This is a genomic window from Kibdelosporangium persicum (genome assembly GCF_013280595.1).
Classification (GTDB): Bacteria; Actinomycetota; Actinomycetes; order Mycobacteriales; family Pseudonocardiaceae; genus Kibdelosporangium; species Kibdelosporangium persicum.
This window is the reverse complement of the sequence record NZ_JAAATY010000036.1, coordinates 34,355-59,100: the sequence shown is the minus strand read 5'-3', so window position 1 is coordinate 59,100 and position 24,746 is coordinate 34,355. Positions and strand designations below refer to the sequence as shown.

Below are 24,746 nucleotides of genomic sequence, written 5' to 3'. Positions count from 1 at the left end.
TCCGCCATGACGGACTGGATCGGCTTGGCCGAGGAGGTCGCCGCGCAGCTGAAGGCGGACGCGGCCGAACGGGACCGGGCGAACCGGCCACCCACCGCGGAGGTGGACCTGTTGCGCTCATCCGGCCTGCTGGCCGCGGACGAGGCGGCGGCGGACGCGGTGACCAGGATCATCTCCGCGGCGGACGCGTCGATCGGGCACCTCATCGGCTACCACTACCTGCACCTTTGGCGAGCGCGGCTGTTCGACAACCCCGCGGCCGCCGAGCGGATGCGCGCCGACGCGAACTGGTTCTGGGCGGGCGTGAGCAACCCGCTGGACGCCGCGCTCGAGCTGACGCCCACTTCGGACGGATTTGTCGTCAACGGCCGCAAGACCTTCGCCACCGGCGCTTCGGTGGCCGACCGGCTCGTGGTGTCCGCGACCCGGGTGGACACCGACGAGAAGCTCACGTTCACGGTGGACGCCAAGGCGTCCGGGATCTCCTACCCGTCCGATTGGGACAACACCGGCCAGCGGCTGACCGCCAGCGGCGGCATCGTGTTCGACGACGTGGCGGTCGACAGCCAGGACGTCCTGGGCGCGCAGCCGGCCGACTCGATCCGGCTTTCCCTTGCCGCGCTGGGTTTCCAGCTCGCGCTGACCCAGATCTACGTGGGCATCGCGGCGGGCGCGCTGGCCGAGGCCGCCGAGTACACCCGTGGCCAGGCCCGGCCGTGGTTCCTGTCCGGTGTGGACTCCGCGTCGACGGACCCGTACATCCTCGCCGGCTACGGCGAACTGGTCGCTTCCCTTGAGGCAGCGGGCACTTTGGCCGACCGGGCCGCGGAGTCCCTGCGGCAGTCCGCCGCCGCCGGTGCCGAGCTGACCGCCGAACAGCGGGCCGGCACGGCGGTCACCATCTCGTCGGCCAAGGTTTTCGCCACCCGGGTGGTCAACGAGACCACGTCGAAGGTCTTCGAGTTCATGGGCGCCCGCGCGACCGCGACCAAGTTCGGCTACGACCGCTTCTGGCGCAACGCGAGGACTTTGACCCTGCACGACCCGGTCGTCTACAAGGCACGGGAAGTCGGCGCGTACTTCCTGACGGGCGAGCACCCGCCGTTCACGGGATACAGCTGATGACTCCGGTGCTGGCGGACAGCGTCAGACTCACCGACGACGGCGTGCTGATCCTGGACCGCCGCAACTTCCCGTTCACGCGCGACTGGATGCTGTGCCGTACATCCGCCGAAGTGGCCAAGGCCATTGAGGACATGGTCACCCAGTCCTCCGGCCCGTACTTCGCCGCGCTGTACGGCATGGTGCTCGCCGCCCGCGAAGCGGCGGGCTTACGCCCGCACGCCGCGTACGCCTACATGGAACAAGCCGGCACACGGTTACTCCGGGCCCGGTCGACCAACAACCACCTGCGCAAAGCTGTGCACGCGGTGCTGTCGCACGTGTCCGGTTCCGGTGAATCGCTTGTCTCGACCGCGATGACCGCGGCCAAGGCAGGCGACGAGTTGTACCGCGGCCGAAGCCGCGCACTGGGGACCGCGGCCGCATCGTTGCTGCCGGCCGAGGGCGGCGTGCTGACCCACTGCTGGGCGGATCTTTACCTGGTGGAACTGGTCCTGGCGGCTCAGCGCGGCGGCAAACGCCTGCGCTTCTTCTGCACCGAGACCCGGCCGTACCTGCAAGGCGCCCGGCTGACCGCCGAGACCCTCGCCGAGATGGGCGTGGACACCACCCTGATCTCCGACGGGATGGGCGCGGCCGTGCTGCAGTCCGGCGAGGTGGACGCCCTGGTGACCGCGGCCGACCGGGTCACGATGGCCGGGCACGTGATCAACAAGGTCGGCACGCTGGGCCTGGCCGTGGCCGCCGCGGCGTTCGGCGTGCCGTTCCACGCGCTGGTGCAGGCACCGGACCAGGACGCACGGACCGCCGACGACGTGCCGCTGGAATACCGGCCCGGCGAGGACGTCCTGCACACCATGGGCATCCGCACCGCGAGCGACAAGGTCCGCGGCCTCTACCCCGCCTTCGACGTGACACCGCCCCGGTTCGTCACCACCATCGTCACCGACCGCGGCCCGTTCGAGCCGCACCGGATCGCCGAGTACTACGCGGAAGGAGAACCCAACCAGTGACCGCACTGACTGCCCGATGGGTCGTGGTCGACATCGAGGGCACCTTGACCCCGACCAGCCAGGTGCACGTCGTGCTGTACGACTACGCGCGGCCCCGCCTCGGCCCATGGATCGACGCGCACCCGTCCGACCCTGTCGTGACCGAGGCCGTCGCCCAGATCCGCTCGCTCGGCGGACTCCCCGAAACGGCCGGGACCGCCGAGATCGTGTCGGTGCTGCACGGCTGGATGGACGCGGACCAGAAGATCGCGCCGCTGAAGACGTTGCAGGGCCTGATCTGGCAGCGTGGCTACGCCGAGGGAGACCTGGTCACCGAGCTGTTCCCGGACGTGGTGCCCGCATTGCGGTCCTGGCACGACAAGGGCCTGGACCTGGCGGTGTTCTCGTCCGGCTCGGTCGCCGGACAGGTCGCGGCGTTCTCCCGCACCACGGACGGCGACATCACCTCGCTGTTCGCCACGCACTTCGACACCGTGAACGCCGGACCGAAGCGCGAAGCGCCCTCATACCGCGCGATCGCTTCCGCCCTCGGCGCCGCCGCCGCGGAGATCGTCTTCTGCTCCGACGTGCCCGCGGAGCTGGACGCGGCCCGCGCGGACGGCTGGCAGACCGTGGGCCTGGCCCGGCCGGGCGAGCCGTTCGCGGACGCCGACTTCGGCCCGCACCTGGCGGTGCGGACGTTCGCCGAGGTCTCGGTGGACCTGCCGTGAACCTCGCGGAAGCAGGCCGTCTGCTGGCGGACGAGTGCGCCCGGTACACCGCGTTGGGCTGGATGCGTGGCACGTCGGGGAACCTGTCGGTCCGGCTGAGCTCGTCGCCGCTCCGGCTGGCCGTCACGGCAAGCGGCCTCGACAAGGGCGAACTGACCCCGTCGGACGTCGTGGAGGTGGACGCTTCCGGCACACCGGTCCACCCCGGCCCGCCGGCCCCGTCAGCCGAGGCAGGCTTGCACGGCCGGATCGCGGCGGTCTCGGGCGCCGGGGCGGTGGTGCACGTGCACGTCCTCGCCCCTGTGCTGGCCGCCGAACGCTGGCCGTCCGGCGTTGAACTGCGTGACCTGGAAATGCTGAAGGGCTTCGGCCGCGCGGCGCACGACGACCTGGTGACCATCCCGGTCGTTCCCAACAGCCAGGACATGGAAGTGCTCGGCGACGCGTTCGAGGCCTCCTACCGTGCCGACACGCCCGCGTTGATCGTGGCCCGCCACGGGTTGTACGTCTGGGGCAGTGACCTGCGTCAAGCACGCCACCGCACAGAGTGCCTCGAATGGCTGATGAGGTTCATAATCGAGTCATGACGCTGCTCACCGTGTGGCCCGACACAGACCCGTCGACGGTGCTCGTACGCACCTCGGACGCGGACGAGATCCAGGGCGAGCTCAAGCAGCTCGGGGTCCGGTTCGACCGCTGGCCGGTGGTGGCGGACCTGTCCCCGCAACCCTCCTCCGACGAGGTCCTGGCGGCCTACCGAACCCACATCGACGAGGTCATCGCGGCAGAGGGCTACACCTACGTGGACGCCCTGCACATGACGCCCGCGGACACTCCCGAGTGGACCGCGAAGGCAGCGGAAGCCCGCCAGAAGTTCCTGGCCGAGCATACCCATGACGACGACGAGGACAGGTTCTTCGCCCGCGGTTCCGGCGTGTTCTACCTGCACGTGAACGCGAAGGTGTACGGCATCCTGTGCGAGGCGGGCGATCTGTTGAGCGTCCCCGCCAACACCACCCACTGGTTCGACATGGGCACCAGGCCCGACTACGTGGCGGTCCGTTTCTTCCACGACGACGACGGCTGGGTCGGGAACTTCACCGGCAACCGCCTCGCCGAAGACTTCCCCAGCTTCGACGACCTGACCGCGACCCGCTGACCAAAACCGGGCCGGGACAACCCGCGGCACGACGCAAGCCCAAGGACAACGCGCAAGTGCCGCTCAGCCCTCAGCTCGCGCGGGCCGGCGAAGAAGGCCCAGCGCGCAAGGACAAGGGCAGCCTTCAGCTTGCGCGCGAGCTCAGAGGTGGGCTTCGTGGGCGCTCCGGCACCTTTGAACACAGCTGTCGATCAAGCGGTCAAGGTGCGAGAACTGCCACCACATGCGCCCTCTTGGTGGCCTGCCCGCCAGCGGGGCAGCTGTTTCTCCCGCCGCCGAAGGCCCCAAGCAGAAAGGCACCTTCAAAGGCAAGCGTCACCGCATCACCAATTCCCCAGGGGGAACCCCTGATTTTCACGTTACCGCAAACCCCTGACATGTTCTGATCACCAGACGCCAGTTGTCCACAACCGGCTCCGCTTGTGGACAACCGGGCGGGATCTCTTGACACACGCCAGGTCGGCGGGGTCCCATGACAGATGCGTGAGAGCGCTCTCGCAGGCGCGCTCAGGCACCCCTGCACCTCTTCCCCACCAGGAGAGTCGATGCCCCCTGCAATGAAGCAGGCCGGTCGAGCGATCACCGCCGCCTTGGCGGTGCTCGCGCTGGCCCTCAGTTTTGTCCTGTTCACCAGCCATCGGACCGCCAGCGCGACCGTCGTCGGCGCGGGCGGGTACCTGGACAGCCTGCCCGGCGCCGGTCCGGCCGGGTGCGGGTCGATCGGCAGCAACGCCAGGACATTCGTCACCGCGAACGCGCCCGCCGGCGGTGTCCCCACCAACGACTGGTGGTCCTCGCTGCTGTGGAAGCGCAACGACTGCGCCGGCTCGGACAACCTGGCCGCGCATCCGTTGTCCCTCAAGGCGACCACGAGTGGCCTGGGCGTCGACTACCCCACCACCGCGACGATCACCGGCTCCGCCACCACGACCGGTGAGTACCACTTCGAGCATTCCACCGACTTCACCATCGGCGTCGCGGGCCTGACCGCGACGGCCATGGTGGACGGGTGGAGCGACTGGACGGTCACCTCGTCGTGGGCGAACGCCGGACGTTCCCTGAAAACCACGATCGGGCACGGGCTTCCGTTCGTCCACGCGGAGGCGACGGGCGGAAACGCCCAGCTGACCTTCCAGTCCGCGCCGACCGTGTGGTCCAACAGCGGCAAAACCCTTGGTGTCACGATCAACGGGCACGACTACGCGTTGTTCGCGCCCACGGGTGCGACGTGGACGATCTCCGGCGCGTCGATCAGCTCGACGCTGGCCGGACGCGGTTACTTCTCGATCGCCGTGCTGCCGACGACAGCGCAGTCGTCCAACACCGAGCGCACGAACCTGCTCAACGCCTTCGCGCCGTACGCCTATTCGTTCATCACCGGAACGACTGTGTCGTGGAGCTTCAACGAAGCCACGAGCAGGCTCACCACGACGTACAACTTCACCACCCAGGCAAGGGAAGGCGCGGCGACCGGCACAGTCGCGGCGCTCTACCCGCACCTGTGGAAGAACCTCGCCGGTGGAACGCCGATCGCGAACACCTACATCTCGCCGCGAGGCCAGATGCGCGTTCTGACGAACATCACGTCGTTCCAGACAAGCATGGTCTACCGAGGCGTGCTGCCTGAACTGCCCGCGGTGGGCATGACGGGCGCGGACCTGACCACCCTGAACAACGAACTGAACGCCGTGGGCGATCCGTTCGCCGGGTTCGGAAATGACACGTACTGGACAGGGAAAGCGCTCGGCCGCGCGGCGCGGCTGGCCGAGATCGCCGATCTGGTCGGCAACACGGGCGTCCGCGACAGGATGCTGTCGGCGATCAAGTCCCGGCTCACCGACTGGTTCACCGCCACCCCGGGCAAGACGGCTCGTGTCTTCGGCTACAACTCCAGTTGGGGCACGTTGATCGGCTACCCGGCGTCGTACGGGTCCGACCAGGAACTCAACGACCACCACTTCCACTACGGCTACTACATCGCCGCCGCGGCGACCTTGGCGAAGTACGACCCGGCATGGGCGTCGCCGAACCAGTACGGCGGAATGGTCGACATGCTCATCCGGGACGCCAACAACTACGACCGCAACGACCGGCGATTCCCGTTCCTGCGGGACTTCGACATCTACGCCGGGCACGACTGGGCGTCCGGGCACGCGAACTTCTTCGCGGGCAACAACCAGGAGTCGTCGTCCGAAGGGATGAACTTCGACGCCGCACTGATCCAGTTCGGCCAGGCCACCGGCAACAGGACGGTCCGGGACGCCGGGATCTACCAGTACGTCACCCAGGCCGCGGCGATCGCGGAGTACTGGCACGACACCACGAACTCCAACTTCCCGTCCGCTTTCCCGCACAACACGGTCGGCATGGTGTGGGGCAACGGCGGCGCGTACGCGACGTGGTTCTCGGGCGAGCCGGAGATGATCCACGGCATCAACATGCTGCCCATCACCGGTGGATCGCTGTATCTGGGCTACAACCCGGGTTACATCAACACCAACCTCCAGGAGATGCGGACCGTCAAACCGTCCGCACCCACGGTCTGGCGGGACATCATCTGGGAGTTCCAGGCACTGTCGCAACCGGACGCGGCGCTCCAGGCGTGGCGGTCCACAAGCTACACGTCAGAAGAAGGTGAGAGCAGGGCGCACACCTTCCACTGGCTGCGCAACCTCGCCGCACTGGGCCAAGTGGACACCACGGTCACGGCCAACACGCCGCTCTACGCGGTGTTCACGAAGAACGGCGCGCGGACGTACGTCGCGGCCAACCGCGGTACGACACCTCTGACAGTCACCTTCTCCACCGGCGTTTCCCTGACCGTCCAACCGGGACGGACGGCCACCACCGGGGCGATCACCTGGCAGGGCGGTAGTGGGCCGGGGACGCCCGGCGGTGGCGGGAGCAGCACGTTCTTCGTCAACACGAACGCGCTGTCGACCACGGCAGGCGCCAGCGGGTCCAGCGCGACGATCCCGTCAGCGGGTGGCGCGAACTGGGACGGCACGCCGCACAACCCGGTGACGTACACCGCCTGTGGTTTCACCGGCACGTACGACTCGTCGAAGACGACACAGTTCAGCCTGGGTGTCGACGCGGGCACGGGCGTCGGCGCCGGTGTTCAGGCCAGGATCTCCTACGCCCCCACGGGTTCCACGTACACCAGGACGGAGACGTACCACTACTTCGCGACCGATCCGATCAACGGCTGGGAAATCTACACCCACAACGCCGGGCAACGGGCCACGAGCGGAACACCGCAGTCGTTCAGCAACGGCTGCATCCGGTTGGAGGTCTGGAACGCGATCGGCAACGTGGCCACGTCGTTGCGGGTCAACGACGGTCAATCGCGGCTCGTGATCCCCTTTAATCCCGCTTGATCCCACCTCCGGAGAACGCGACCTGACCAGGTCGCGTTCTTTTCTGTCCGCAGAAAATACCTACCTCCCGGTTTGTTTGGTCCTATCGTCGGACGTAGACTCGATGGACGACGACTGGGCGAAGGGGATCCGGGGTGCCGAAACAGGAACGCGCGGAACGGACGCGAGCGACCATCCTCGACGCGGCCGCCAAGGTGTTCGACTCGCAGGGTTTCGTCGGGGCCAGCCTGTCCGACATCCTCGCCGAGGCCGGCGTCACCAAAGGCGCACTGTACTTCCACTTCAAGTCCAAGGAGGAGCTCGCGCACGAACTCGTCGCCGAGCAGTTCTCCATCTGGCCGCCGGTCGACGACAACGGCAAACCGGGCCTGCAGACCGTGATCGACCTGACCCACGCCATGGCGCGCGGTCTCCAGGAGAACGTCCGGATCCGAGCAAGCATCCGGTTGGTGATCGAGCAGGGCACGTTCACCGACCCGTCGCCGGACTCCTACCTGCGGTGGATCGACGTGTGCCGGGACCAGCTCGACCACGCCCAGGAGCGGGGTGACATCCGCAAGGAGCTGGTCACCGGTGACATCGCGAACTTCCTCGTCAGCGCGTTCACCGGCCTGCAGATTTCGTCACAGGTGCTGACCGACCGGGCCGATCTGCCGGACCGGGTCGCCGGCATGTGGCGGTACGTGCTGCCCGCGATCGTCCCGCCCCGCCGGCTCAGCCGGTTCGTGCCCGAGGGGACGGCGGCGCAGACTCCCGGCTAGCCTCTTCTCAGCCGACACGTTCGAGCCGCGACTCTCCCGGTGCGTCGTCCGACTTCAGAATCGCCTGCTGCAACCTGCGCAATCCGGGCGACGGTTCGAGACCGAGTTCCTCGATCAGGGTGGTGCGCAGGTTCCGGTAGACGGTCATCGCCTGCGCACGGCGTCCGCTCCGGTAGAGCGCGACCATGAGATGCGCGTGCAGTCCTTCGTGTGTGTGGTACCGCGCGACCAGTCCGGTCAGCTCGCTGATGAGTTCGTGGTGCCTGCCAAGCCTGAGATCCGCGTCGATCCGCCGTTCCAAGGCGGCCAACCGTGCCTCGGTCAGCCGCAGCACCTCGCCCCGTAGCAACGGTCCAAGGTGGACATCGACGAGCGCGGGACCGCGCCAGAGACCCAGAGCGTCGCGGAAGTTGTCGGCCGCGAGTTCGTACTCCCTGGTCTGGTGCGCACGGTGGCCCGCGGCGGTGAGCCTTTCGAACTCCCGGACGTCGACCGAGGACACGTTCAGCGCGTACCCGCCCGGCCTGGTCGCCAGGATCTGCTTGGCGTCCGCGCTCGTGCCGCCGATCGCCCCGGCGATCATGGTGCGCAGGTTGAGGATGTACGTCTGCAGAGTCGTGCTGGCGCTGCGCGGGACCTTGGTACCCCAGAGTTCCTCGTTCAGATCCGCGATCGGCACGACCTCGTCGGCGTGGATGGCGAGCATCGCGAGCACCTTGCGCGGCTTGGCCGCCGTCGGCATCACCTGGCCTGCACTTGCCTGGACCTTCAGCGGCCCCAAAACGCCGATCTCCATCACTTCTCCGTCCGTGCGGGCTGGGCCGCGTCACCATACAAAACCAACCGGCCGGTTTGCAAGAAAAAAGAGACCGGTCGGTTTTTTCTTTGCTCGACCACCCGCTGACCAGGCGTGATACCGGGACCAGCTAGGCTCAGCGACCATGACGGAGCAGCGCGAAGTACTCACCTGGGAACTTTTCGGCACCGCATCCCGCGAACTGGCCACCCGGATCGCGGCCGACGGATACCAGCCGGACCTGATCCTGTCCATCGCCCGCGGCGGCCTGTTCGCGGCCGGGGCGCTGGGCTACGCGTTGAACGTCAAGAACCTGCACGTGATGAACGTGGAGTTCTACACCGGCGTGGACGAGCGCCTGGACCTGCCCGTCATGCTGCCGCCCGTACCGAACGTGGTCGATCTGACAGGCGCCAAGGTGCTGGTCGCCGACGACGTGGCCGACACGGGCGCGACGCTGAAGCTGGTTCGCGACTTCTGCTCCGACCACGTGGCGGAGGTCCGGTGTGCGGTGGTTTACGAAAAGCCGCATTCGACCGTGAAGTGTGAGTACGTGTGGCGGTACACCGACCGGTGGATCAATTTTCCGTGGTCGACTCTGCCGCCCGTGGTCGACGCTCCGGCCGCCGTTCTGGAGGCTTGATCCGCTTTTCGCCACCGCGCTTGCCGTGGGGCGTGTTACGTCCCCTTCCCGCATGGCCGGGAACTGTCGGACCCTTCTGGTTGAATCAAGATCAGGGGCTCCCCTGGATGGCGGGGTTTGTCGCCGAGGGCCGCCGTGAAAACCCGCCGTGAAGACCAGCCGTGAAGACCAGCCGTGAAGACCAGCCGTGAAGACCGCCGCCAAGCGCCGTCAGGACGTGGGCGGGCGCGAGCGGCCCGAGCGGGGCCCGCCGGCGCGGGTATGCGTTGATCCACTTCCGGGCCGGCCTGGGGATGGACACGGAGCGTCACCGTGATCGACTTCTTTACTCGGTCGCGGGCGACCCGGTCAACCTCTTGCCAGTCCGCTGCTGAGGCACGACAGTGTGACCATGCACGCGAGCCGCGAGTTGATCGAGGCGAAACAGATGCTGGCCGTGGCGCGGCAGGAGGCGCTGCGCGGCAAAGCGGCCGGCGGGATTCCCATCGGCGCGGCCCTCTACGGCCCCGACGGCGAGTTACTCGGTAGCGGGCACAACCGGCGGGTGCAGGACGACGACCCGTCGATGCACGCCGAGACCGCGGCGTTCCGCAACGCGGGCCGCAGACCGCACTACCGCGACACCATCATGGTGACGACCTTGTCGCCCTGTTGGTACTGCAGCGGTCTGGTCCGGCAGTTCAACATCAGCAGGGTGGTCATCGGCGAGGCCACCACCTTCTCCGGCGGGCACGACTGGCTCGCGGAGCACGGCGTCCAGGTGACCATTGTGGACGACCCGGACTGCGTCGAACTGATGACCGAGTTCATCAAGGAACACCCGGACCTGTGGTTCGAGGATATCGGGGAGGAGCGCACATGACAGTCCCGCTCGTCGATCTCGAACCGTGGTTCCACGGCTCGCTCAAGGACCGCCTCCAGGTCGCCGACCAGGTCGACCGCGCGTTGCAGGACTCCGGTTTCCTGCTGATCACCGGGCACGGCGTGCCGGAATCGCTGCGCGCCGACATCCGCAAGCAGGCCCGTCGGTTCTTCGGGCTGCCCGGCGAGGTCAAGCAGCGGTACGCGGTCTCAGTCGGTGGGCGCGGGTGGTTGCCGCCGGGTGTCGAGGCGAACGCGTACGCCGAGGGCACCGAAACTCCCCCGGATCTCAAGGAGTCCTATTCGGTCGGGGCGGACGCCGCCGTCGGCGACCCCGCGATCGACGACTTCTGGTTCGCGCCGAACGTCTGGCCGCAGGAGGTGCCGTTCCTCGAATCCACCTCCGTCGAGTACATGGCCAGGATGCGGGCGCTGTCCGACGAACTGCTGACCGTCTTCGCGGTCGCGCTGCGGCTTCCGGAGAACCACTTCACCGCGCACACCCGGCATCCCACGTACACGTTCAACATCAACTGGTACCCGCCGCTGACCGTGGTCGGTCACCCGGACGAGGGTCAGTTCCGGATCGGCCCGCACACCGACTTCGGCACGGTCACCGTGCTCGACCGGGAGGCGGGTGTCGGCGGGCTGCAGGTGTTCACAAAGGACGGCCGGTGGGAGAACGCCCCGTACGACCCGGACGCACTCACGGTCAACATCGGTGACCTGATGGCCCGCTGGACCGGCGACCGGTGGCGGTCCACGCGCCACCGTGTCCTCCCGCCGCACGCCAGCGCGCCGGACGAGGACCTGGTCTCGCTGATCTTCTTCTACGAGACCGACCATGACGCCCGGATCACGTCACTCGGCCCGCCGATCGGCAAGACCGGTTACCCCGAGGTGATCGCCGCCGATTACCTGAAGGAGAAGCTCGACGCCATCACCGTGACCTGATGTACGGCGAGCAGGTCGTCAAGGTCGAGCCGGGCGGCATCGAGCCGGTCGCGGCGGCCGACAGGCACGGCAGGCCGCGGCACCTGTTCTGGACGTGGACGTCGCCGAACCTGGAGTTCGCCACCGTCTTCCTCGGCGTGCTCGCGGTGTCCGCGTTCGGGCTGAGCTTCTGGCAGGCCGCGGCGGCGCTCACGCTGGGCAACCTGCTCGGCGCGATCGCGCACGGTGTCCTGTCGGCCCGGGGCCCGGACCACGGTGTCCCGCAGATGGTGCTGGGCCGTGCGGCTTTCGGGTACCGGGGAAACGTCCTCCCTGCCACCCTGATGTCGGTGATGGCCGGGGCCGGCTGGTTCGCCGTCAACAGCGTCAGCGGAGCGTTCGCGCTGAACACGCTGACCGGGTTACCCGTGCTGCTGTGCCTGATCATGGTCGTGGGCGTGCAGATTCTGATCGCGTTCTTCGGGCACAACCTGATCCAGGTGTTCGAGCGGTACGCCTTCCCTGTGCTCGCAGTGGTTTTCGCGATCACAGCCGTGGTCGTCTTCAGCAAGGCAAACCCGGGAACCGCCGGCAGCGGAGGATTGGGCGGGTTCCTGTTGGCCGCGAGCGCGGCGTTCGGGTACACCGCGGGCTGGAATCCGTACGCCGCCGACTACACCCGTTACCTGCCAGCGAACACATCGCGCCGCGCGGTCGGTTGGTCGGCAGGCTCCGGATTGTTCCTGGCGACGACAGTGCTGATGCTCGTCGGGGCCGCGTCGGTCACCATCGGCGGATCCACTTCGGACAATCCGGCGACCGCGTTCACCGGCCACCTGCCGGGTTGGCTCGCGGCGCTGACACTGCTGTGCATCGCGTTGGGCGCGGTCGCGGCGAACGTGCTGAACGTGTACTCCGCCGCGCTCGCCTTCTTGACGCTCGGGATCAGACTGCCGCTCGCCTGGCGTCGCGCGGTCGTCGCGGCCGGGTTCGGTGTCGTCGGGTTTGTCCTCGCCTGGCTGGGCCTGGCCGACGCGGGACACGCCTACGAGAGCTTCCTGCTGGTGATCGCGTACTGGGTCGGGCCCTGGCTCGGGATCACCCTGGTGGACATGCACCTGCGGCGCGGCCGGAAACTCGACCTCCTGCTCACCGACAAGTCGTACCGGAACTGGGCGGGACCGACGGCCATGCTGACCGGCATGATCGTCTCGATCGGACTGTTCGCCAACCAGTCCCGGTACACCGGGCCGGTGCCCCAGGCGATTCCGTGGATCGGTGACATCACGTTCCTGGTCGGCTTCCTGATCGCCGCCGTCGTCTACGCGGTGTGGCCCAAGAGCCGGTAGACCCGTTCGGCGTTACCGGAAAAGACCATCTGTGCCAGGCGATCCGCGTCGGCCGCACGCCACGAGTCCTCGGCCACCCCGGCGTCGAGCACCGCCGCCATTCCCCGGCGGAACAGCGTCGCCGACAGGTAGTAGAGCTCGGGCAGCCCGAAGGCGTCCGAGGAGAACAGGAACTTGCCGAACGGCGCCAGTTCGAGCGTCTCCTCGATCAGCACCCGGGAGCGGTCGCCGAGGTTGTGCGTCGCGAGTCCCACGTCCACGTACACGTTGCCGAACACCTGTGCCAGGTAACCGGCTTCGCGGTGGAACGGGTAGTTGTGCAGCAGCATGACCGGGACACCGGTGGGCTCGATCGCCCTGAGCAACGGCATCAGCAGCAAGGGGTTGCCGGACTTCATGTCCACATCGGAGTCGCCGATGCCGACGTGGAACTGGATCGGCAGGCCACGGTCGACCGCGCACCAGATCAGAAACCGCTGCAGCACCGGGTCCGCGAGCCGCCGGGAGCCGGAGAACCAGCGCCAGACCGCCCGCGTCACCTCGTCCCGCGAGGGACGCTCCGGCGCCAGGTCGAGGCCGACCCGGTACGCGGCGATCGACTTCACGCCGACCGCGTCAGCGGTCCGCCGCGCCAAAGCCGACTGGAAGGCGTCGGCGAAACCCGCGGCGTCCACCGAGCCGAACAGCTCCTCGGCGACCTGCTCCAGGCGGACGATCTCGTACGCCGAGCCGTCGATCAGAGCAGCCAACGCGTCGGGCGACGAGATCGGCTCCGGCACGTACCCGGTGTCCACGCACAACGCCGACAGCCCGGCCGCCGCCATGAACCGGCGGTCGACCTCCGCGAACCCCAGTTCGGCTCGCCGGGCGACGTAGCCGGCCGCCGGGGCGTGCACCGGCAGGTCCAGCACGGGCGCGCACCAGCGCCGCACGGCCAGCCCGACCCGGGAGTCGAAGGCACTGAAACCCACCACAGTGGACGCTTCGGTCAGCAGCGTCTCGAAGTCGTCCCGCGCCAGGTCACGCTGGACGAGACCGTGACAGTGGTGGTCGACCAACCGGAGATCCGCCCAGTCCGCCATCGCGCGCTCCGCTCAGAAGAGGAGATCATGGGAGTCAAGACTAGAGTTAGGGGATGCGATGGACTCCGCGAACCTGACCGCGCGAGGCGTGCTCGCCGTGGCCGTGACCTGGGTCGACAACAGCGGCGTGACCAGGGTGAAAGCCGTGCCGGTCGGCATGCTGGCGAACGCGGTGGCCCACGGGATCGGGGTGTCCCCCACGTTCGACCGGTTCGTGTTCGACGACTCGGTCACCGGCGGCCCCATCGGTGACCTGCGGCTCAAGCCCGATGTCGGCAAGCTGGCCGTGCTGGCCGCCCAGCCCGGCTGGGCGTGGGCGCCGGGTGTGCGGTACGACCAGGAGGGTGTCGTTCATCCGGGTGACGCCCGCGGCCTGCTGATGCGGGTGGTGAACCAGGTCGCCGAACAGGACCTGAGCGCACGGGCCGCGTTCGAGATCGAGTGGTGCGTGTCCAAGGGCGAAGGTGACGAATTCGTGCCGGCGTGCTCGGGGCCGGCGTACGGCATGACGCGCTTGACGGAACTGAGCGGCTATTTGCACGACGTGCTCGACGCGTTGGCGACGCAGGGAATCCACGTCGAGCAGATCCACCCGGAGTACGCGGCGGGCCAGTACGAGCTCTCGATCGCGCACCAGGAGCCCGTCACGGCCGCCGATCACCTTGTGCTCGTGCGCGAAACGATCCGCGCGATCACGCTGAACCACGGCCTGCGGGCCACGTTCGCGCCGAAAGTCGTCGCCGGTGGCGTCGGCAACGGCTGTCACGTGCACCTGAGTGTCTGGCGGGACAGCAAGAACCTGATGGGCGGTGGCGACGGCACGTTCGGGCTCACGGCCGACGGCGCGTCGTTCATCGGCGGAATCCTGTCAAGATTGCCTGCGCTGTTGGCGATTGGCGCCCCGTCCGTGGGAAGTTACCTGCGACTGGTCCCGTCGAGCTGGGCGGGCGCTTTCCAGTCATGGGGCCTGGAGAACCGGGAAGCCGCCCTGCGGTTCATCACGGCGGGCTCACCGAACGTGGAGGTCAAGTGCTTCGACGGCGCGGCCAATCCGTACCTCGCGCTCGCCGCGTTGCTGGTCGCGGGCAGCGCCGGAGTCACCGAGGGCGCGACGCTGCCGGAACCGGTCGACGTCGACCCGGCGACACTGGCGGACTCCGTGCCGCTGCCCAGCCACCTCGGCGCGGCGGTCGAGGCGTTCGAGGCGGAGCCGACGTTGCTCGCCGCGTTCGGGACCGAACTGGTCGACGCGATCACCACCGTGCGAAAGAGTGAGATCTCGATCCTCGGTGACCTCACCCCTGAGGAGATCGTCGAACGCAGCCGATGGAGTTACTGACGAGTCTGGAGTTGGTCGCGGCTTTGTTCTAGGTTGCATGTCCAGGGCGCGGACGCAAAGGAGCCAGAGTGGGCACAGCCGACGACGTAGAGCGCGCTATCGAGGGGCAGACTGTCGCGACGTTCCTGCGGCGCAACGCCACCGAGTTCGGTGACAAACCCGCGTTGAGCAAGGGATGGGGTCCCGCCGAGGTCACCACCCTGACCTGGGCACAGCTGCGCGAACAGATCGCCGCGCTGGCCCACGGGCTGGCCGAGCTCGGCCTGGCCAAGGGCGACCGCATGCTGATCATGTCAACGCGGCGGCCCGAGCACTGGATCAGCGACCTGGGCGCGTCGCACGTCGGAGCGATCTCGTGCACCACGTACGACACGCTGTCCACCGAGCAGATCGCCTTTGTGGCCAGGCACAGCGCGGCGCCGGTGGTCGTGATCGAAGGCGCGGAGCAGATCGACCGCTGGTCAGCCGCGCTTCCGCGGTTATCGGCCCTGCGCAAGATCGTGGTGATCGACGAGTCCGCGGTGCCCGAGGGCGACGCCAGGTTCGTGTCGTACCGCGAGGTGTACGAGAAGGGCGCCGCCAAACACGCGGCGGACCCGTCGATCTTCGAACAGCTGACCGACGCCATCGAGCCGGAACAGCCCGCGTGCATCATCTACACGTCCGGCACGACGGGCGACCCGAAGGGCGTCGTGGTCAGCCACCGCAACGTGCTGTACCAGGCCGCTGCGGCGGACGTGGTGCATCCGTTGCCGATGCACGGCAAGTCCGTGGCGTACCTGCCGTTGGCACACATCGCCGAGCGCATTCTCGGCATCTATCTCCCGATCTACAAGGCAGGCCACGTCACCGCCGTACCGGACCACACCCAGCTCATCCCGGCGTTGCACGGCGTTCGGCCGTTCGGCCTCTTCGGTGTGCCCCGGGTGTGGGAGAAGATGGCCGCCGCCTTACAAGGCGGACTGGCCGCGATGCCCGAAGAACAGCGTGCGGCCGTGCAGACGGCCCGTGACGCCGCGCTGGAGGTCTGGCAGCTGGGCAGCGAGGGCAAACCGGTGCCCGAGGACCTGGCCGCACGGGCCAAGGCGCTGGACGAGAAGGCGTTGCTGCCGATCAGGACCATGCTCGGACTGGACCAGATGACCAGGGGCAACAGCGGCGCCGCGCCGATCCCGGTCTCGGTGCTGGATTTCCTCGCCGGCATCGGCATCCGGGTGCTCGAGGTCTGGGGCCTGAGCGAGACAACCGGCGCGGCCACGCAGAACATCCCGACGTCGTACCGGGTCGGCTCGGTCGGCCGCGCGCTGCCCGGCGTCGAGGTCAAGGTCGGCGACGACGACGAACTGCTGGTGCGCGGCCCGATCGTGTTCACGGGGTACCTGCAGGAGGACGGCTCGATCAAGCCGGACGTCGACGCGGACGGCTGGTACGCCACCGGTGACGTCGGCCGGATCGACGAGGACGGCTTCGTCTACATCACCGACCGCAAGAAGGAACTGATCATCACCTCGGGCGGCAAGAACATCGCGCCCGCCAAGGTGGAAGGCCTTTTACGGGCACACCCGTTGATCAGCCAGGCCGTCGCGATCGGCGACATGCGGCCGTACGTCACCGCGTTGATCGTGCTCGACGACGAAGCCGCCCCACAGTGGGCGCAGGCCAGGGGAATTCCCACGGACAACCTGGCCGGGCAGCCCGCGGTCCTCGAGGAGATCGAGAAACTGGTGCAGCAGGCCAACTCCGTGCTGGCGCAGCCCGAGCAGATCAAGAAGTACAAGGTCCTGACGCAGACCTGGACGCCGGAATCCGGTGAGGTCACGCCGACCTTGAAGCTCAAGCGCCGGGTGATCGGCGACCGCTACGCGGAAGCGATCGAGTCCCTCTACCACTAGCCCCGCCCGTCCCCTCGTGAGTGTTTATCGGTGTTCTAACCCTGATAAACACTCACGAGGGTTGAGCAGGCGTTTTTGAGGTTGTGGGTCAGGGTCGGCTCGTCGGCGGTGAGCAGGTGGTCATGCTCGACCACTGGTTCGCCGCCGACGAGCAGCAGCTCCAACGGCGGCACGCGCCCGAAGACGAGAGCCGCGACGGGGTCCGCGATCCCGGCGTGCTTCAGCGTGTCCAGCCGCCACACCGCCAGGTCCGCCTGTTTGCCCGGTTCGACGGACCCGATGTGCTCCTGACGTCCCAGGCACCGGGCGCCGCCCATCGTGCCGATCCGCAACGCCTGCCGCGCGGTCAACGCGTCCGGACCGCCGCGCTGACGAGCCGTCAGCAACGCCTGCCGTAGTTCCTCGGCAAGTCCACCGGACTCATTGGACGCCACCCCGTCCACGCCGAGACCCACTGGCGCGCCCGCGTCCAGCAAGGCCCGCACCGGCGCCATTCCCGCGCCGACACGCGCGTTCGAGCTCGGGCAGTGCGCGATCCCCGTGCCGGTCCTGGCCATCAACGGGATCTCGTCGCCCTTGAGGTGCACGCCGTGCGCCAGCCAGACGTCCTCACCCAGCCAGCCGAGGCTTTCGGCGTACCGCACCGGGGTCTGTCCGAACTCCCGCAGGCACTGCTCTTCCTCGTCCTTGGTCTCGGCCAGGTGCGTGTGCAGCCGGACGCCGTGCTCGCGGGCGATCTCGGCGGCACCGCGCATCAAGTCGAGGCTTGCCGAGAACGGCGAGCACGGACCCACCGCGACCTGGATCTTCGCGTCCGGCGCGGGATCGTGGTACTCGGTGATCGCGCGCTCGGTGTGCTCCAGCGCGGCGTCCAGAGTCTCCACAATGGAGTCCGGCGGCAGGCCGCCGCCGGATTCGCCACGGTCCATCGAGCCACGCACAGCGTGCAGCCGAATCCCGATACGCCGCCCCGCTTCGATCAACGCGCCGAACACGTCCCCGCCCGCACGGGGGAACACGTAGTGGTGATCGGCAGCGGTCGTGCAGCCGCTGAGCGCGAGCATCCCGAGGCCGGCGGCGGAGGTCGCGGACACGATCTCGGCGTCGATCCCGGCCCAGACCGGATACAGCGCGACCAACCAGCCGAACAGGTCCTCCTGCTGGGCGTAGCCCCGCGTCCCCCACTGGTAGAGGTGGTGGTGGGTGTTCACCAGGCCCGGCGTGACAAGACATCCGGACGCGTCGACCCGGTTCAGGCTCGCGTACTGCTCGGGCACGGCACCGGAACCCACCGCGGCGATCCGACCGTCCACAACGGCCACATATCCGTCGGTGTGTTCCGTGCCCCGCTCATCGACTGTCGCGACGTACGCGCCCGTGATGACTGTGTCCACGGGCCCCAGACTAGGCCAGCCACTCCTTGACCTGCTCGACCAGTTTGGCCGGGTTCTCGCCGACCGGGGTCACGCTCAGCGTGGTCACGCCGGCCTCCTTGAAGGCCTCGATGCGCTCCCTGACGTACCCCGCTGGGCCGACCAGGTTCATCAGCTCGGCGAACTCGGCGGGCACGGCCGCGGCGGCTTCGTCCTTCTTGCCGGCCAGGTACAGGTCCTGGATCTTCTCCGCCTCGGCCTCGTAACCGTAGCGACGAGCCAGGTCGTTGTAGAAGTTACGGCCCCGAGCGCCCATTCCGCCGACGTACAGGGCGATGTACGGGCGTGAGGCGTCCCGCAGGGCTTCGACGTCGTCGCCGATCGCGAGCATGCCGCCCGCGACGATCTGCAACTCGCCCAGTGCCGCGTCGCGCTTGGCCTTTCCCGCGGCCAACGCGGAACCCCAGACCGACTGGGCCTTCTCGGGGATGAACAGCGTGGGCAGCCAGCCGTCGGCGATCTCGGCGGTCATCTGGACGTTCTTGTCGCCCAACGAGGCGATGTAGACGGGGATCCCGGAACGGACCGGGTGGGTCAGGATCTTCAACGGCTTGCCCAGCCCGGTGCCCTGGCCTTCGGGCAACGGAATCGGGTAGTTGCCCTCGTTGGTGATGACCTCGCGGCGCCAGATCCGGCGGCAGATGCCGACGATCTCGCGCGTGCGGCCGAGCGGCTTGTCGTACGGAACACCGTGCCAGCCCTCGATCACCTGCGGGCCCGACGCACCAAGGCCGAGGATCGCGCGCCCGCCGGACACCGCGTCAAGCCCCGCCGCGGTCTGCGCGATCAGCGCGGGCGTGCGGGAGTAGATCGGCAGGATCGCCGACCCGATCTCGACACGCTCGGTCTTCGCGGCGATGTACCCCATCAGGGTCGGCGAGTCGAAGCCGTACGCCTCGGCCACCCACACCTGGTCCAGCCCGGCGTTCTCCAGGCTGACGACCTGCTCGATCAGCTCCTTCGGGTTTCCCGCGTACATCACCTGTGTGCTGATCTTCATTGATCGTTCCCGTCTTTCACGGCGCCGTCGGCCAGCAATTCGTCGATGTCGTCAAAACCCCAGTCCGCCAGGGCGTCCCGGGTGTGCTGCCCGGGAAGTGCCGGTGGGGTGCGCAGTTCTGCCGGGGTCTCGGAGAACCTTGGTGCGGGCGCGGGCTGGACGAACCCGCCGCGCTCGACCAACGTGCCGCGTGCGGCGATGTGCGGGTGCTCAGCCGCCTCACTGAGCGAGAGGATCGGCGCCACGCAGGCGTCGGTTCCGTCGAACACCTCTGTCCACTCGCGACGGGTCCTGGTCGCGAACACCTCGGCGAACCGCTTGCGCAGTTCGGGCCAGCGCGGGATGTCGAACTGGGCGGGCAGGTCCTCGCCGTCCAGGCCGAGCAGTCGCACGAACTCCTTGTAGAACTGCGATTCCAACGGCCCGACGGCCATGTGCTCGCCGTCCGAGGTCTCGTAGACGTCGTAGAACGGAGCGCCGGTGTCGAGCAGGTTCACGCCTCGCTGCGGTTGCCAGACGCCTGCCGAGACCAGGCCGTAGATCATGGTCGCCAGGTGCGCGGCACCGTCCACGATGGCGGCGTCGACGACCTGGCCCTTGCCGGTCTGCTCGGCGTGCCGCAGCGCGGCGAGGATTCCGACGGCCAGGTACAGCGAGCCGCCGCCGAAGTCGCCGACCAGGTTCATCGGGACCTGCGGCGGTCCGTCCTTGCGGCCGATCGCGTGCAACACGCCCGTGATGCCGATGTAGGCGATGTCGTGGCCCGCGGAGTGCGCCAGCGGGCCTTCCTGGCCCCAGCCGGTCATCCGGCCGTACACCAGCTTGGGATTGCGTTCCCAGCACTGCTCCGGGCCGACGCCGAGACGTTCGGCGACGCCGGGGCGGTAGCCCTCGATCAGCACGTCGGCCTGCTCGGCCATACGCAGCACGACCTCGGCGCCGCGGTCGTTCTTCAGGTCGACCATGACCGAGCGCTTGTTTCGGTTCAGCAGATCGCGGTGCGGCGGCCCGGCCACCGGGATGGCCCCGGGCCGGTCGACGCGGACCACGTCGGCGCCCAGGTCAGCCAGGTGCATCGCGCAGAACGGGGCCGGGCCGATGCCGGCCAGTTCGACCACGCGGACGCCCGCGAGCGGTCCCGTGCTCACCGCCGACCACCTCCTACTCGCCAGTAACGTATCGTATACCTAACACCGTACGGATAATTGTGAAGCTTGCCATGGAGAATGCCCGGCATGGTGAACGCGGCTGTAGTTGCAGGACCCGATGCGGCCATCGAGGTCCGCGAAATCGAACTGCCCGCCCTTGGCCCCCGTGACGTCCGAGTACGGGTCGCGGCCGCCGGGGTGTGCCACTCCGACCTGTCGATGACCAACGGCACCTTCTCGCCCCAGTTCCCGCTCGTCCTCGGCCACGAGGCCGCGGGCACGATCGCCGAAGTGGGCCCGGACGTCACGCGCGTCGCCGTGGGCGACCGGGTGGTGGTGAACTGGGCGCCCGCGTGCCGGCACTGCTGGTTCTGCCTCAACTCGCAGCCGTGGCTGTGCACGACCGTCGAAGGCGTCGTCAGTCCCGGCCGGGGCACGATCAACGGCGAGCCGCTGCACGTGACGCTCGGCGTCGGCGCCTTCGCCGAGGAAGTCGTGCTCGACGAGAGCGGCGTTGTGCCGCTCGCTGACGGCGTTCCGCTTGATATCGCCGCGCTTCTCGGGTGTGCCGTCGTGACAGGCATCGGCGCGGTGCGCAACACCGCTTCCGTGCGGTCGGGTGAGTCCGTTGTGGTCATCGGGCTCGGCGGGGTCGGCCTCTCGGCGATCATCGGGGCACGACTGGCGGGTGCCGGACCGATCGTCGCGGTGGATGTCGTGCCGGACAAGGAAAAACTCGCCCGTGACGCCGGCGCGACCCACTTCGTGCTCGCGCACGACAAGCTGGCCAAGGAGATCCGCGGGCTGACCGGCGGACGCGGCGCCGATCACGTGCTGGAGTGCGTCGGCAACTCGAAGACCATCCGAACCGCTTGGCAGACGACACGCCGGGGCGGCAAGGTGACCATCGTCGGCGTGGGCAGGCGCGACGACCAGGTCACCTTCAACGCGTTGGAGCTCTACCATTTCGCCAGGTCCATCGGTGTCTCGGTGTACGGGTCCGGCGACCCGGACCGCGACATCCCGCTGCTGGCCACTCAGGTCCGGCTCGGCAGGCTGGACCTGGAACCCCTGGTGTCGCACCGGATCGGGCTCGACGGCGTGGCGGACGCCTTCGACCGGATGAAGTCCGGGACCGGTGCGCGGTCATTGGTGGTCTTCACACCCTGAGCCACGGCACGAGGTACGTCCGCGCGAAGGCCCGCATCTGACGTTCGTCCCGCGTCGGAATGCGGCCTTCGGGCGTGAGCACCATCGAGTGGATCAGCCGCGCCAGCATCTCGGCGAGCGGCTCGGCGTCGAAGTCGCGAATGAACCCGGCGCGCTGGTCCTCCTCGATCTTCTCCTTGAGATACCCGCGGGCCAGCGCGATCACCGGTCCGCCGTGCAACGTCAGCCCAGGCAGGACCGCCTCGGGCTCGCTGGACAGCAGCCTGTTGAGCAGCCGGTGCTCACGCAGGCCACGCACCACCGCGACGAAGCCTTCGACCATGCGGTCCTCAGCGTTCGCCGCCTTGCTGATCTCGATGTCCGCCGCCGCGATGAACCGCCGCACCTCCCGCAGCCCGACCGCCGTGACCAGGTCGTCCTTCTGCGGAAACCGCCGGTAGAGGGTCGCGCGGCCGATCCCGGCCTTCCTGGCCACGTCGTCCATGGTCGTGCGGCGCAGCCCGAACTCCTGGTAGGCGTCCAGTGCCGCGTCGAGGATCCGGCAGGTGCTCTCGTCTTCGGGCTCGGCGGCGGCCGCCCGGACTTCGGCGAGGAACATCAGGCGATGTTACTGCGTTCGGCGGCACGTTTGGCCGCGAGCGCCATCGGGTGGTAGCGGACCTTGTCGGGCAACAGCGGCATCCCCGCCTTCACGGCCAGCTTCAGCGCGGCCAGGTTCCGGTCGCCCTGCCTGGTCCACTGTAGACCGAGCCGGTCCCGGAACACCGGCGGCAGCGTTCCGACGGTGACGGTCAGGATGACGTCGGAGGAGACCGGCCCGAGCACCCGCCAGACGGGGTCCGGCCAGCCGGGCGGGCGTTTCGGCCTGCGGTCGCCCAATGCGGCGAGAACCTGCCGGACGGCGGCGTTGTCCTCAAGGCAGCCCGCCACCATGCCGTTGAAGTAGTCGAAGAACCCGGCCAGGTCGTCGGGCATCCGGCTGGGCCTCAGGCCCAGAACCGCACCCAGCTCACGCCATTCCCGGTACAGCCGTTCCTGTTGCGGCCAGGTCAACGGAGTCGCGAACTGGGCGTGCGCGTCCACCGTTCCCTCGAACAAGGTGGCGTGCACCCACCAGTAGGCGTCCGGGTCGAGCGCGTGGTAGCGCCTGCCGTGGTGGTCGATGCCCGTGAACCCCTTGTGGAGTTCCCTGAGCCGCTTGGCTTCCGCGACCGTCCGGTGCTGTCCGTAGGTCATGGTCATCAGGGAGTCGACCGTGCGCCGCAGCCGTAACCACGGGCGCCGCCGGAAATCCGAGTACTGGACGACGCCCGCGCCGACCGTGGGGTGCGCGACCTGAAGCAGCAGCGCCCGGCCCGAGCCGAGCAACAGCCGCCAGTCCAGGACGTGCCGCCAGGCCTCCGAATCCGGTCCGAGCATGCCGCACCTCCCGAGACAAAGATAAGTCCTCCGTCTCAGAATCTCAAGCCATCCGATCTTCCTGGCTACCGTCCGTGCCGGTAATCTCGGCAGGTCACACCGGGGACAGGAGGCGCCGATGGCCCGGATACCGCTCATGCCCGTGACCGACTCGATGTTCCTGCTGGCCGAGTCGCGGGAGCATCCGATGCACGTCGGCGGGTTGCAGCTGTACACGCTGCCCGACGACGCCGGGCCCGACTACCTCAACCGGATCTACCACTCGCTCGTGGGCGACGAGGAGAACGTGCAGCCGCTGTTCCGGCGCAGGCCACGCAAGCCGGTCAGCAGCCTCGGGCAGTGGTCGTGGGCCACGGACCACCAGCTGGACATGGAGTACCACGTCCGGCTGACGGCGTTACCGCGTCCGGGGCGAGTACGTGAACTACTCGAGCTGACCTCCCGGCTACATGGGTCGTTGCTGGACCGGCACCGTCCACTGTGGGAGTTCTCGCTGATCGAAGGCTTGGAGGGCAACAGGTTCGCCACGTACTCGAAGGTGCACCACGCCCTGATGGACGGTGTGTCGTCGCTGATCCTGGCCAGCCGCGCGCTGTCCACGGACCCCGACACGCGCGACATGCCGCCGGTGTGGGCCGTCCCGCCGATGCGACGGCCGGACAAGGTCGCCGCCGGCGGCGGACCGTGGGAACTGCTGGAGAACCTGCGGGCCTCGGCGGCGGACATCGCGGGCGTGCTGCCCGCGTTGGTCCGCAGCGCCAACACCGCACTGCGGGAACAGGCCAGTGTGCTGCCGTTCCAGGCACCCCGGTCGATCTTCAACGTGCAGATCACCGGCGCCCGCCGATTCGCCGCACAGCACTGGTCGATCGACCGCATCAAGGCGATCCGCCGCGCGACCGGGGCGACGTTGAACGACGTCGTACTGGCCATGTGCTCCGGCGCGCTGCGCCGTTACCTGCTCGAACTCGGCGCGCTGCCCGACCGGCCGCTGATCGCGATGGTCCCGGTCTCCCTGCGTGCCAAGCAGAACAAGAGCGAGGCCAGCGGCAACTCGGTCGGCACGATCCTGGTCAACCTCGGCACGCACCTGGAGGACCCGGTCGCGCGGTTCACCCAGATCCAGGAGTCGGCCCAGATCGCCAAGCGCTCACTGGCCGAACTGAGCCCACTGCAGATCCTGGCCCTGTCCGGCCTGACCATGGCGCCGCTCGCGTTCGCCCCGCTGCCCGGCTTCGTCAAACTGACGCCGCCGCCGTTCAACCTGATCATCTCGAACGTGCCCGGCGTCCCCAAACCGCTGTACTGGAACGGCGCGCGGATGCAGGGCATGTACCCGCTGTCGATCCCCTATGACGGCCAGGCGCTCAACATCACCATCACGAGCTACGCCGACAACCTGCAGTTCGGCCTGACCGGCTGCCGCCGCAACGTGCCCCACCTGCAACGCCTGCTCGGCCACCTCGACGACTCACTGGCCGAACTCGAGAAGGCCGCCTTGTAGGTACTCAGATCTTCACGACCACCCAGGTCCCA

The 24,746-nt window shown here is 68.4% G+C and carries 22 protein-coding genes; 15 read left to right on the top strand and 7 right to left on the bottom strand.

Features of this window, described 5'->3' with window-relative positions; all coding sequences use genetic code 11:
* The first annotated feature begins 6 nt into the window (after positions 1 to 6).
* The 7 genes from GC106_RS40025 to GC106_RS39995 all read left to right on the top strand — a co-directional run bounded on the left by GC106_RS40025 (position 7) and on the right by GC106_RS39995 (position 8,145).
* Positions 7 to 1,122, top strand: a complete 1,116-nt coding sequence (locus tag GC106_RS40025) for an acyl-CoA dehydrogenase family protein (protein ID WP_173141396.1) — start codon at positions 7 to 9, stop codon at positions 1,120 to 1,122.
* Entirely contained in the window at positions 1,122 to 2,135 is a 1,014-nt protein-coding gene (locus GC106_RS40020) for a s-methyl-5-thioribose-1-phosphate isomerase (RefSeq protein ID WP_173141395.1), read from the top strand. Before GC106_RS40025 ends, GC106_RS40020 begins: the two co-directional genes overlap by 1 nt.
* The gene (mtnC, locus tag GC106_RS40015) at positions 2,132 to 2,845 is read left to right on the top strand and encodes an acireductone synthase (protein ID WP_173141394.1); all 714 of its coding nucleotides are present in this window, start codon (positions 2,132 to 2,134) and stop codon (positions 2,843 to 2,845) included. Before GC106_RS40020 ends, mtnC begins: the two co-directional genes overlap by 4 nt.
* Entirely contained in the window at positions 2,842 to 3,432 is a 591-nt protein-coding gene (mtnB, locus tag GC106_RS40010) for a methylthioribulose 1-phosphate dehydratase (protein ID WP_173141393.1), read from the top strand. The genes mtnC and mtnB overlap by 4 nt, the downstream gene beginning before the upstream one ends.
* Positions 3,429 to 4,004, top strand: a complete 576-nt coding sequence (locus GC106_RS40005) for a 1,2-dihydroxy-3-keto-5-methylthiopentene dioxygenase (RefSeq protein ID WP_173141392.1) — start codon at positions 3,429 to 3,431, stop codon at positions 4,002 to 4,004. Before mtnB ends, GC106_RS40005 begins: the two co-directional genes overlap by 4 nt.
* A gap of 545 nt (positions 4,005 to 4,549) precedes the next feature.
* On the top strand, positions 4,550 to 7,384 hold the full coding sequence (locus tag GC106_RS40000) for a glycosyl hydrolase (RefSeq protein WP_173141391.1): 2,835 nt from the start codon (positions 4,550 to 4,552) through the stop codon (positions 7,382 to 7,384).
* A 134-nt stretch (positions 7,385 to 7,518) separates the two neighbouring features.
* Positions 7,519 to 8,145: a ScbR family autoregulator-binding transcription factor gene (locus GC106_RS39995; RefSeq protein ID WP_173141390.1), complete on the top strand. Its 627-nt coding sequence runs from the start codon at positions 7,519 to 7,521 to the stop codon at positions 8,143 to 8,145.
* Between the two features lie 7 nt (positions 8,146 to 8,152).
* On the opposite strand, the gene GC106_RS39990 is transcribed toward GC106_RS39995, so the two are convergent.
* Positions 8,153 to 8,941 (bottom strand): AfsR/SARP family transcriptional regulator, encoded by a 789-nt coding sequence (locus tag GC106_RS39990; RefSeq protein ID WP_173141388.1) that lies wholly within the window; start codon positions 8,939 to 8,941, stop codon positions 8,153 to 8,155.
* 145 nt (positions 8,942 to 9,086) lie between these two features.
* Between GC106_RS39990 and GC106_RS39985 the strand changes: the two genes are divergently transcribed.
* From GC106_RS39985 to GC106_RS39970, 4 genes are all read left to right on the top strand, one after another.
* On the top strand, positions 9,087 to 9,584 hold the full coding sequence (locus GC106_RS39985) for a phosphoribosyltransferase (RefSeq protein WP_173141386.1): 498 nt from the start codon (positions 9,087 to 9,089) through the stop codon (positions 9,582 to 9,584).
* Between the two features lie 391 nt (positions 9,585 to 9,975).
* Positions 9,976 to 10,446, top strand: coding sequence for a nucleoside deaminase (locus GC106_RS39980; RefSeq protein WP_173141384.1), 471 nt, complete (start codon positions 9,976 to 9,978; stop codon positions 10,444 to 10,446).
* Positions 10,443 to 11,399: an isopenicillin N synthase family dioxygenase gene (locus GC106_RS39975; protein ID WP_173141382.1), complete on the top strand. Its 957-nt coding sequence runs from the start codon at positions 10,443 to 10,445 to the stop codon at positions 11,397 to 11,399. The genes GC106_RS39980 and GC106_RS39975 overlap by 4 nt, the downstream gene beginning before the upstream one ends.
* The gene (locus GC106_RS39970; protein ID WP_173141380.1) at positions 11,399 to 12,727 is read left to right on the top strand and encodes a purine-cytosine permease family protein; all 1,329 of its coding nucleotides are present in this window, start codon (positions 11,399 to 11,401) and stop codon (positions 12,725 to 12,727) included. The genes GC106_RS39975 and GC106_RS39970 overlap by 1 nt, the downstream gene beginning before the upstream one ends.
* On the opposite strand, the gene GC106_RS39965 is transcribed toward GC106_RS39970, so the two are convergent.
* The gene (locus tag GC106_RS39965; RefSeq protein WP_173141378.1) at positions 12,700 to 13,809 is read right to left on the bottom strand and encodes an amidohydrolase family protein; all 1,110 of its coding nucleotides are present in this window, start codon (positions 13,807 to 13,809) and stop codon (positions 12,700 to 12,702) included. The two genes, GC106_RS39970 and GC106_RS39965, sit on opposite strands and share 28 nt — an antisense overlap.
* A gap of 58 nt (positions 13,810 to 13,867) precedes the next feature.
* Here GC106_RS39965 and GC106_RS39960 point away from each other — a divergent pair, with 58 nt between their 5' ends.
* Both GC106_RS39960 and GC106_RS39955 read left to right on the top strand, forming a co-directional pair.
* Positions 13,868 to 15,148, top strand: coding sequence for a type I glutamate--ammonia ligase (locus GC106_RS39960; RefSeq protein WP_173141376.1), 1,281 nt, complete (start codon positions 13,868 to 13,870; stop codon positions 15,146 to 15,148).
* A 68-nt stretch (positions 15,149 to 15,216) separates the two neighbouring features.
* Positions 15,217 to 17,040, top strand: coding sequence for an AMP-dependent synthetase/ligase (locus tag GC106_RS39955; protein ID WP_173141374.1), 1,824 nt, complete (start codon positions 15,217 to 15,219; stop codon positions 17,038 to 17,040).
* 35 nt (positions 17,041 to 17,075) lie between these two features.
* On the opposite strand, the gene GC106_RS39950 is transcribed toward GC106_RS39955, so the two are convergent.
* From GC106_RS39950 to GC106_RS39940, 3 genes are read right to left on the bottom strand one after another with little or no spacing between them, the layout of a single operon-like run.
* On the bottom strand, positions 17,076 to 18,434 hold the full coding sequence (locus tag GC106_RS39950) for an 8-oxoguanine deaminase (RefSeq protein WP_173141372.1): 1,359 nt from the start codon (positions 18,432 to 18,434) through the stop codon (positions 17,076 to 17,078).
* Positions 18,435 to 18,444: 10 nt separating this feature from the next.
* Positions 18,445 to 19,473 carry an LLM class F420-dependent oxidoreductase gene (locus tag GC106_RS39945; RefSeq protein WP_173141370.1) on the bottom strand — a complete coding sequence of 343 codons (1,029 nt, stop codon included), beginning with the start codon at positions 19,471 to 19,473 and terminating at the stop codon, positions 18,445 to 18,447.
* Positions 19,470 to 20,621: a CaiB/BaiF CoA transferase family protein gene (locus tag GC106_RS39940; RefSeq protein ID WP_173141368.1), complete on the bottom strand. Its 1,152-nt coding sequence runs from the start codon at positions 20,619 to 20,621 to the stop codon at positions 19,470 to 19,472. Before GC106_RS39940 ends, GC106_RS39945 begins: the two co-directional genes overlap by 4 nt.
* Positions 20,622 to 20,708: 87 nt before the next feature.
* Between GC106_RS39940 and GC106_RS39935 the strand changes: the two genes are divergently transcribed.
* Entirely contained in the window at positions 20,709 to 21,791 is a 1,083-nt protein-coding gene (locus GC106_RS39935; RefSeq protein ID WP_173141366.1) for an alcohol dehydrogenase catalytic domain-containing protein, read from the top strand.
* Here the strand turns inward: GC106_RS39935 and GC106_RS39930 are convergent.
* Together GC106_RS39930 and GC106_RS39925 are read right to left on the bottom strand one after the other, a co-directional pair.
* Positions 21,781 to 22,389 (bottom strand): TetR/AcrR family transcriptional regulator, encoded by a 609-nt coding sequence (locus GC106_RS39930; protein ID WP_173141364.1) that lies wholly within the window; start codon positions 22,387 to 22,389, stop codon positions 21,781 to 21,783. The genes GC106_RS39935 and GC106_RS39930 overlap by 11 nt on opposite strands.
* Positions 22,389 to 23,210, bottom strand: a complete 822-nt coding sequence (locus tag GC106_RS39925; protein WP_173141362.1) for an oxygenase MpaB family protein — start codon at positions 23,208 to 23,210, stop codon at positions 22,389 to 22,391. The genes GC106_RS39930 and GC106_RS39925 overlap by 1 nt, the downstream gene beginning before the upstream one ends.
* A 127-nt stretch (positions 23,211 to 23,337) precedes the next feature.
* On the opposite strand from GC106_RS39925, the gene GC106_RS39920 reads away from it, so the two are divergent.
* Positions 23,338 to 24,714 (top strand): WS/DGAT/MGAT family O-acyltransferase, encoded by a 1,377-nt coding sequence (locus tag GC106_RS39920; protein WP_312873260.1) that lies wholly within the window; start codon positions 23,338 to 23,340, stop codon positions 24,712 to 24,714.
* Positions 24,715 to 24,746 lie beyond the last annotated feature (32 nt).

What these genes read in the sequence shown, in the direction of transcription:
- GC106_RS40025 (WP_173141396.1), top strand. Translation starts at nt 7, where the DNA reads ATGACGGACTGGATCGGCTTGGCCGAGGAGGTCGCCGCGCAGCTGAAG.
- GC106_RS39935 (WP_173141366.1), top strand. Translation starts at nt 20,709, where the DNA reads ATGGTGAACGCGGCTGTAGTTGCAGGACCCGATGCGGCCATCGAGGTC.
- GC106_RS39960 (WP_173141376.1), top strand. Translation starts at nt 13,868, where the DNA reads ATGGACTCCGCGAACCTGACCGCGCGAGGCGTGCTCGCCGTGGCCGTG.
- GC106_RS39945 (WP_173141370.1), bottom strand. Translation starts at nt 19,473, where the DNA reads ATGAAGATCAGCACACAGGTGATGTACGCGGGAAACCCGAAGGAGCTG.
- GC106_RS40000 (WP_173141391.1), top strand. Translation starts at nt 4,550, where the DNA reads ATGCCCCCTGCAATGAAGCAGGCCGGTCGAGCGATCACCGCCGCCTTG.
- GC106_RS39975 (WP_173141382.1), top strand. Translation starts at nt 10,443, where the DNA reads ATGACAGTCCCGCTCGTCGATCTCGAACCGTGGTTCCACGGCTCGCTC.
- GC106_RS39930 (WP_173141364.1), bottom strand. Translation starts at nt 22,389, where the DNA reads ATGTTCCTCGCCGAAGTCCGGGCGGCCGCCGCCGAGCCCGAAGACGAG.
- GC106_RS39985 (WP_173141386.1), top strand. Translation starts at nt 9,087, where the DNA reads ATGACGGAGCAGCGCGAAGTACTCACCTGGGAACTTTTCGGCACCGCA.
- GC106_RS40005 (WP_173141392.1), top strand. Translation starts at nt 3,429, where the DNA reads ATGACGCTGCTCACCGTGTGGCCCGACACAGACCCGTCGACGGTGCTC.
- GC106_RS39990 (WP_173141388.1), bottom strand. Translation starts at nt 8,941, where the DNA reads ATGGAGATCGGCGTTTTGGGGCCGCTGAAGGTCCAGGCAAGTGCAGGC.
- GC106_RS39965 (WP_173141378.1), bottom strand. Translation starts at nt 13,809, where the DNA reads ATGGCGGACTGGGCGGATCTCCGGTTGGTCGACCACCACTGTCACGGT.
- GC106_RS39925 (WP_173141362.1), bottom strand. Translation starts at nt 23,210, where the DNA reads ATGCTCGGACCGGATTCGGAGGCCTGGCGGCACGTCCTGGACTGGCGG.
- GC106_RS39970 (WP_173141380.1), top strand. Translation starts at nt 11,399, where the DNA reads ATGTACGGCGAGCAGGTCGTCAAGGTCGAGCCGGGCGGCATCGAGCCG.
- GC106_RS39980 (WP_173141384.1), top strand. Translation starts at nt 9,976, where the DNA reads ATGCACGCGAGCCGCGAGTTGATCGAGGCGAAACAGATGCTGGCCGTG.
- GC106_RS40020 (WP_173141395.1), top strand. Translation starts at nt 1,122, where the DNA reads ATGACTCCGGTGCTGGCGGACAGCGTCAGACTCACCGACGACGGCGTG.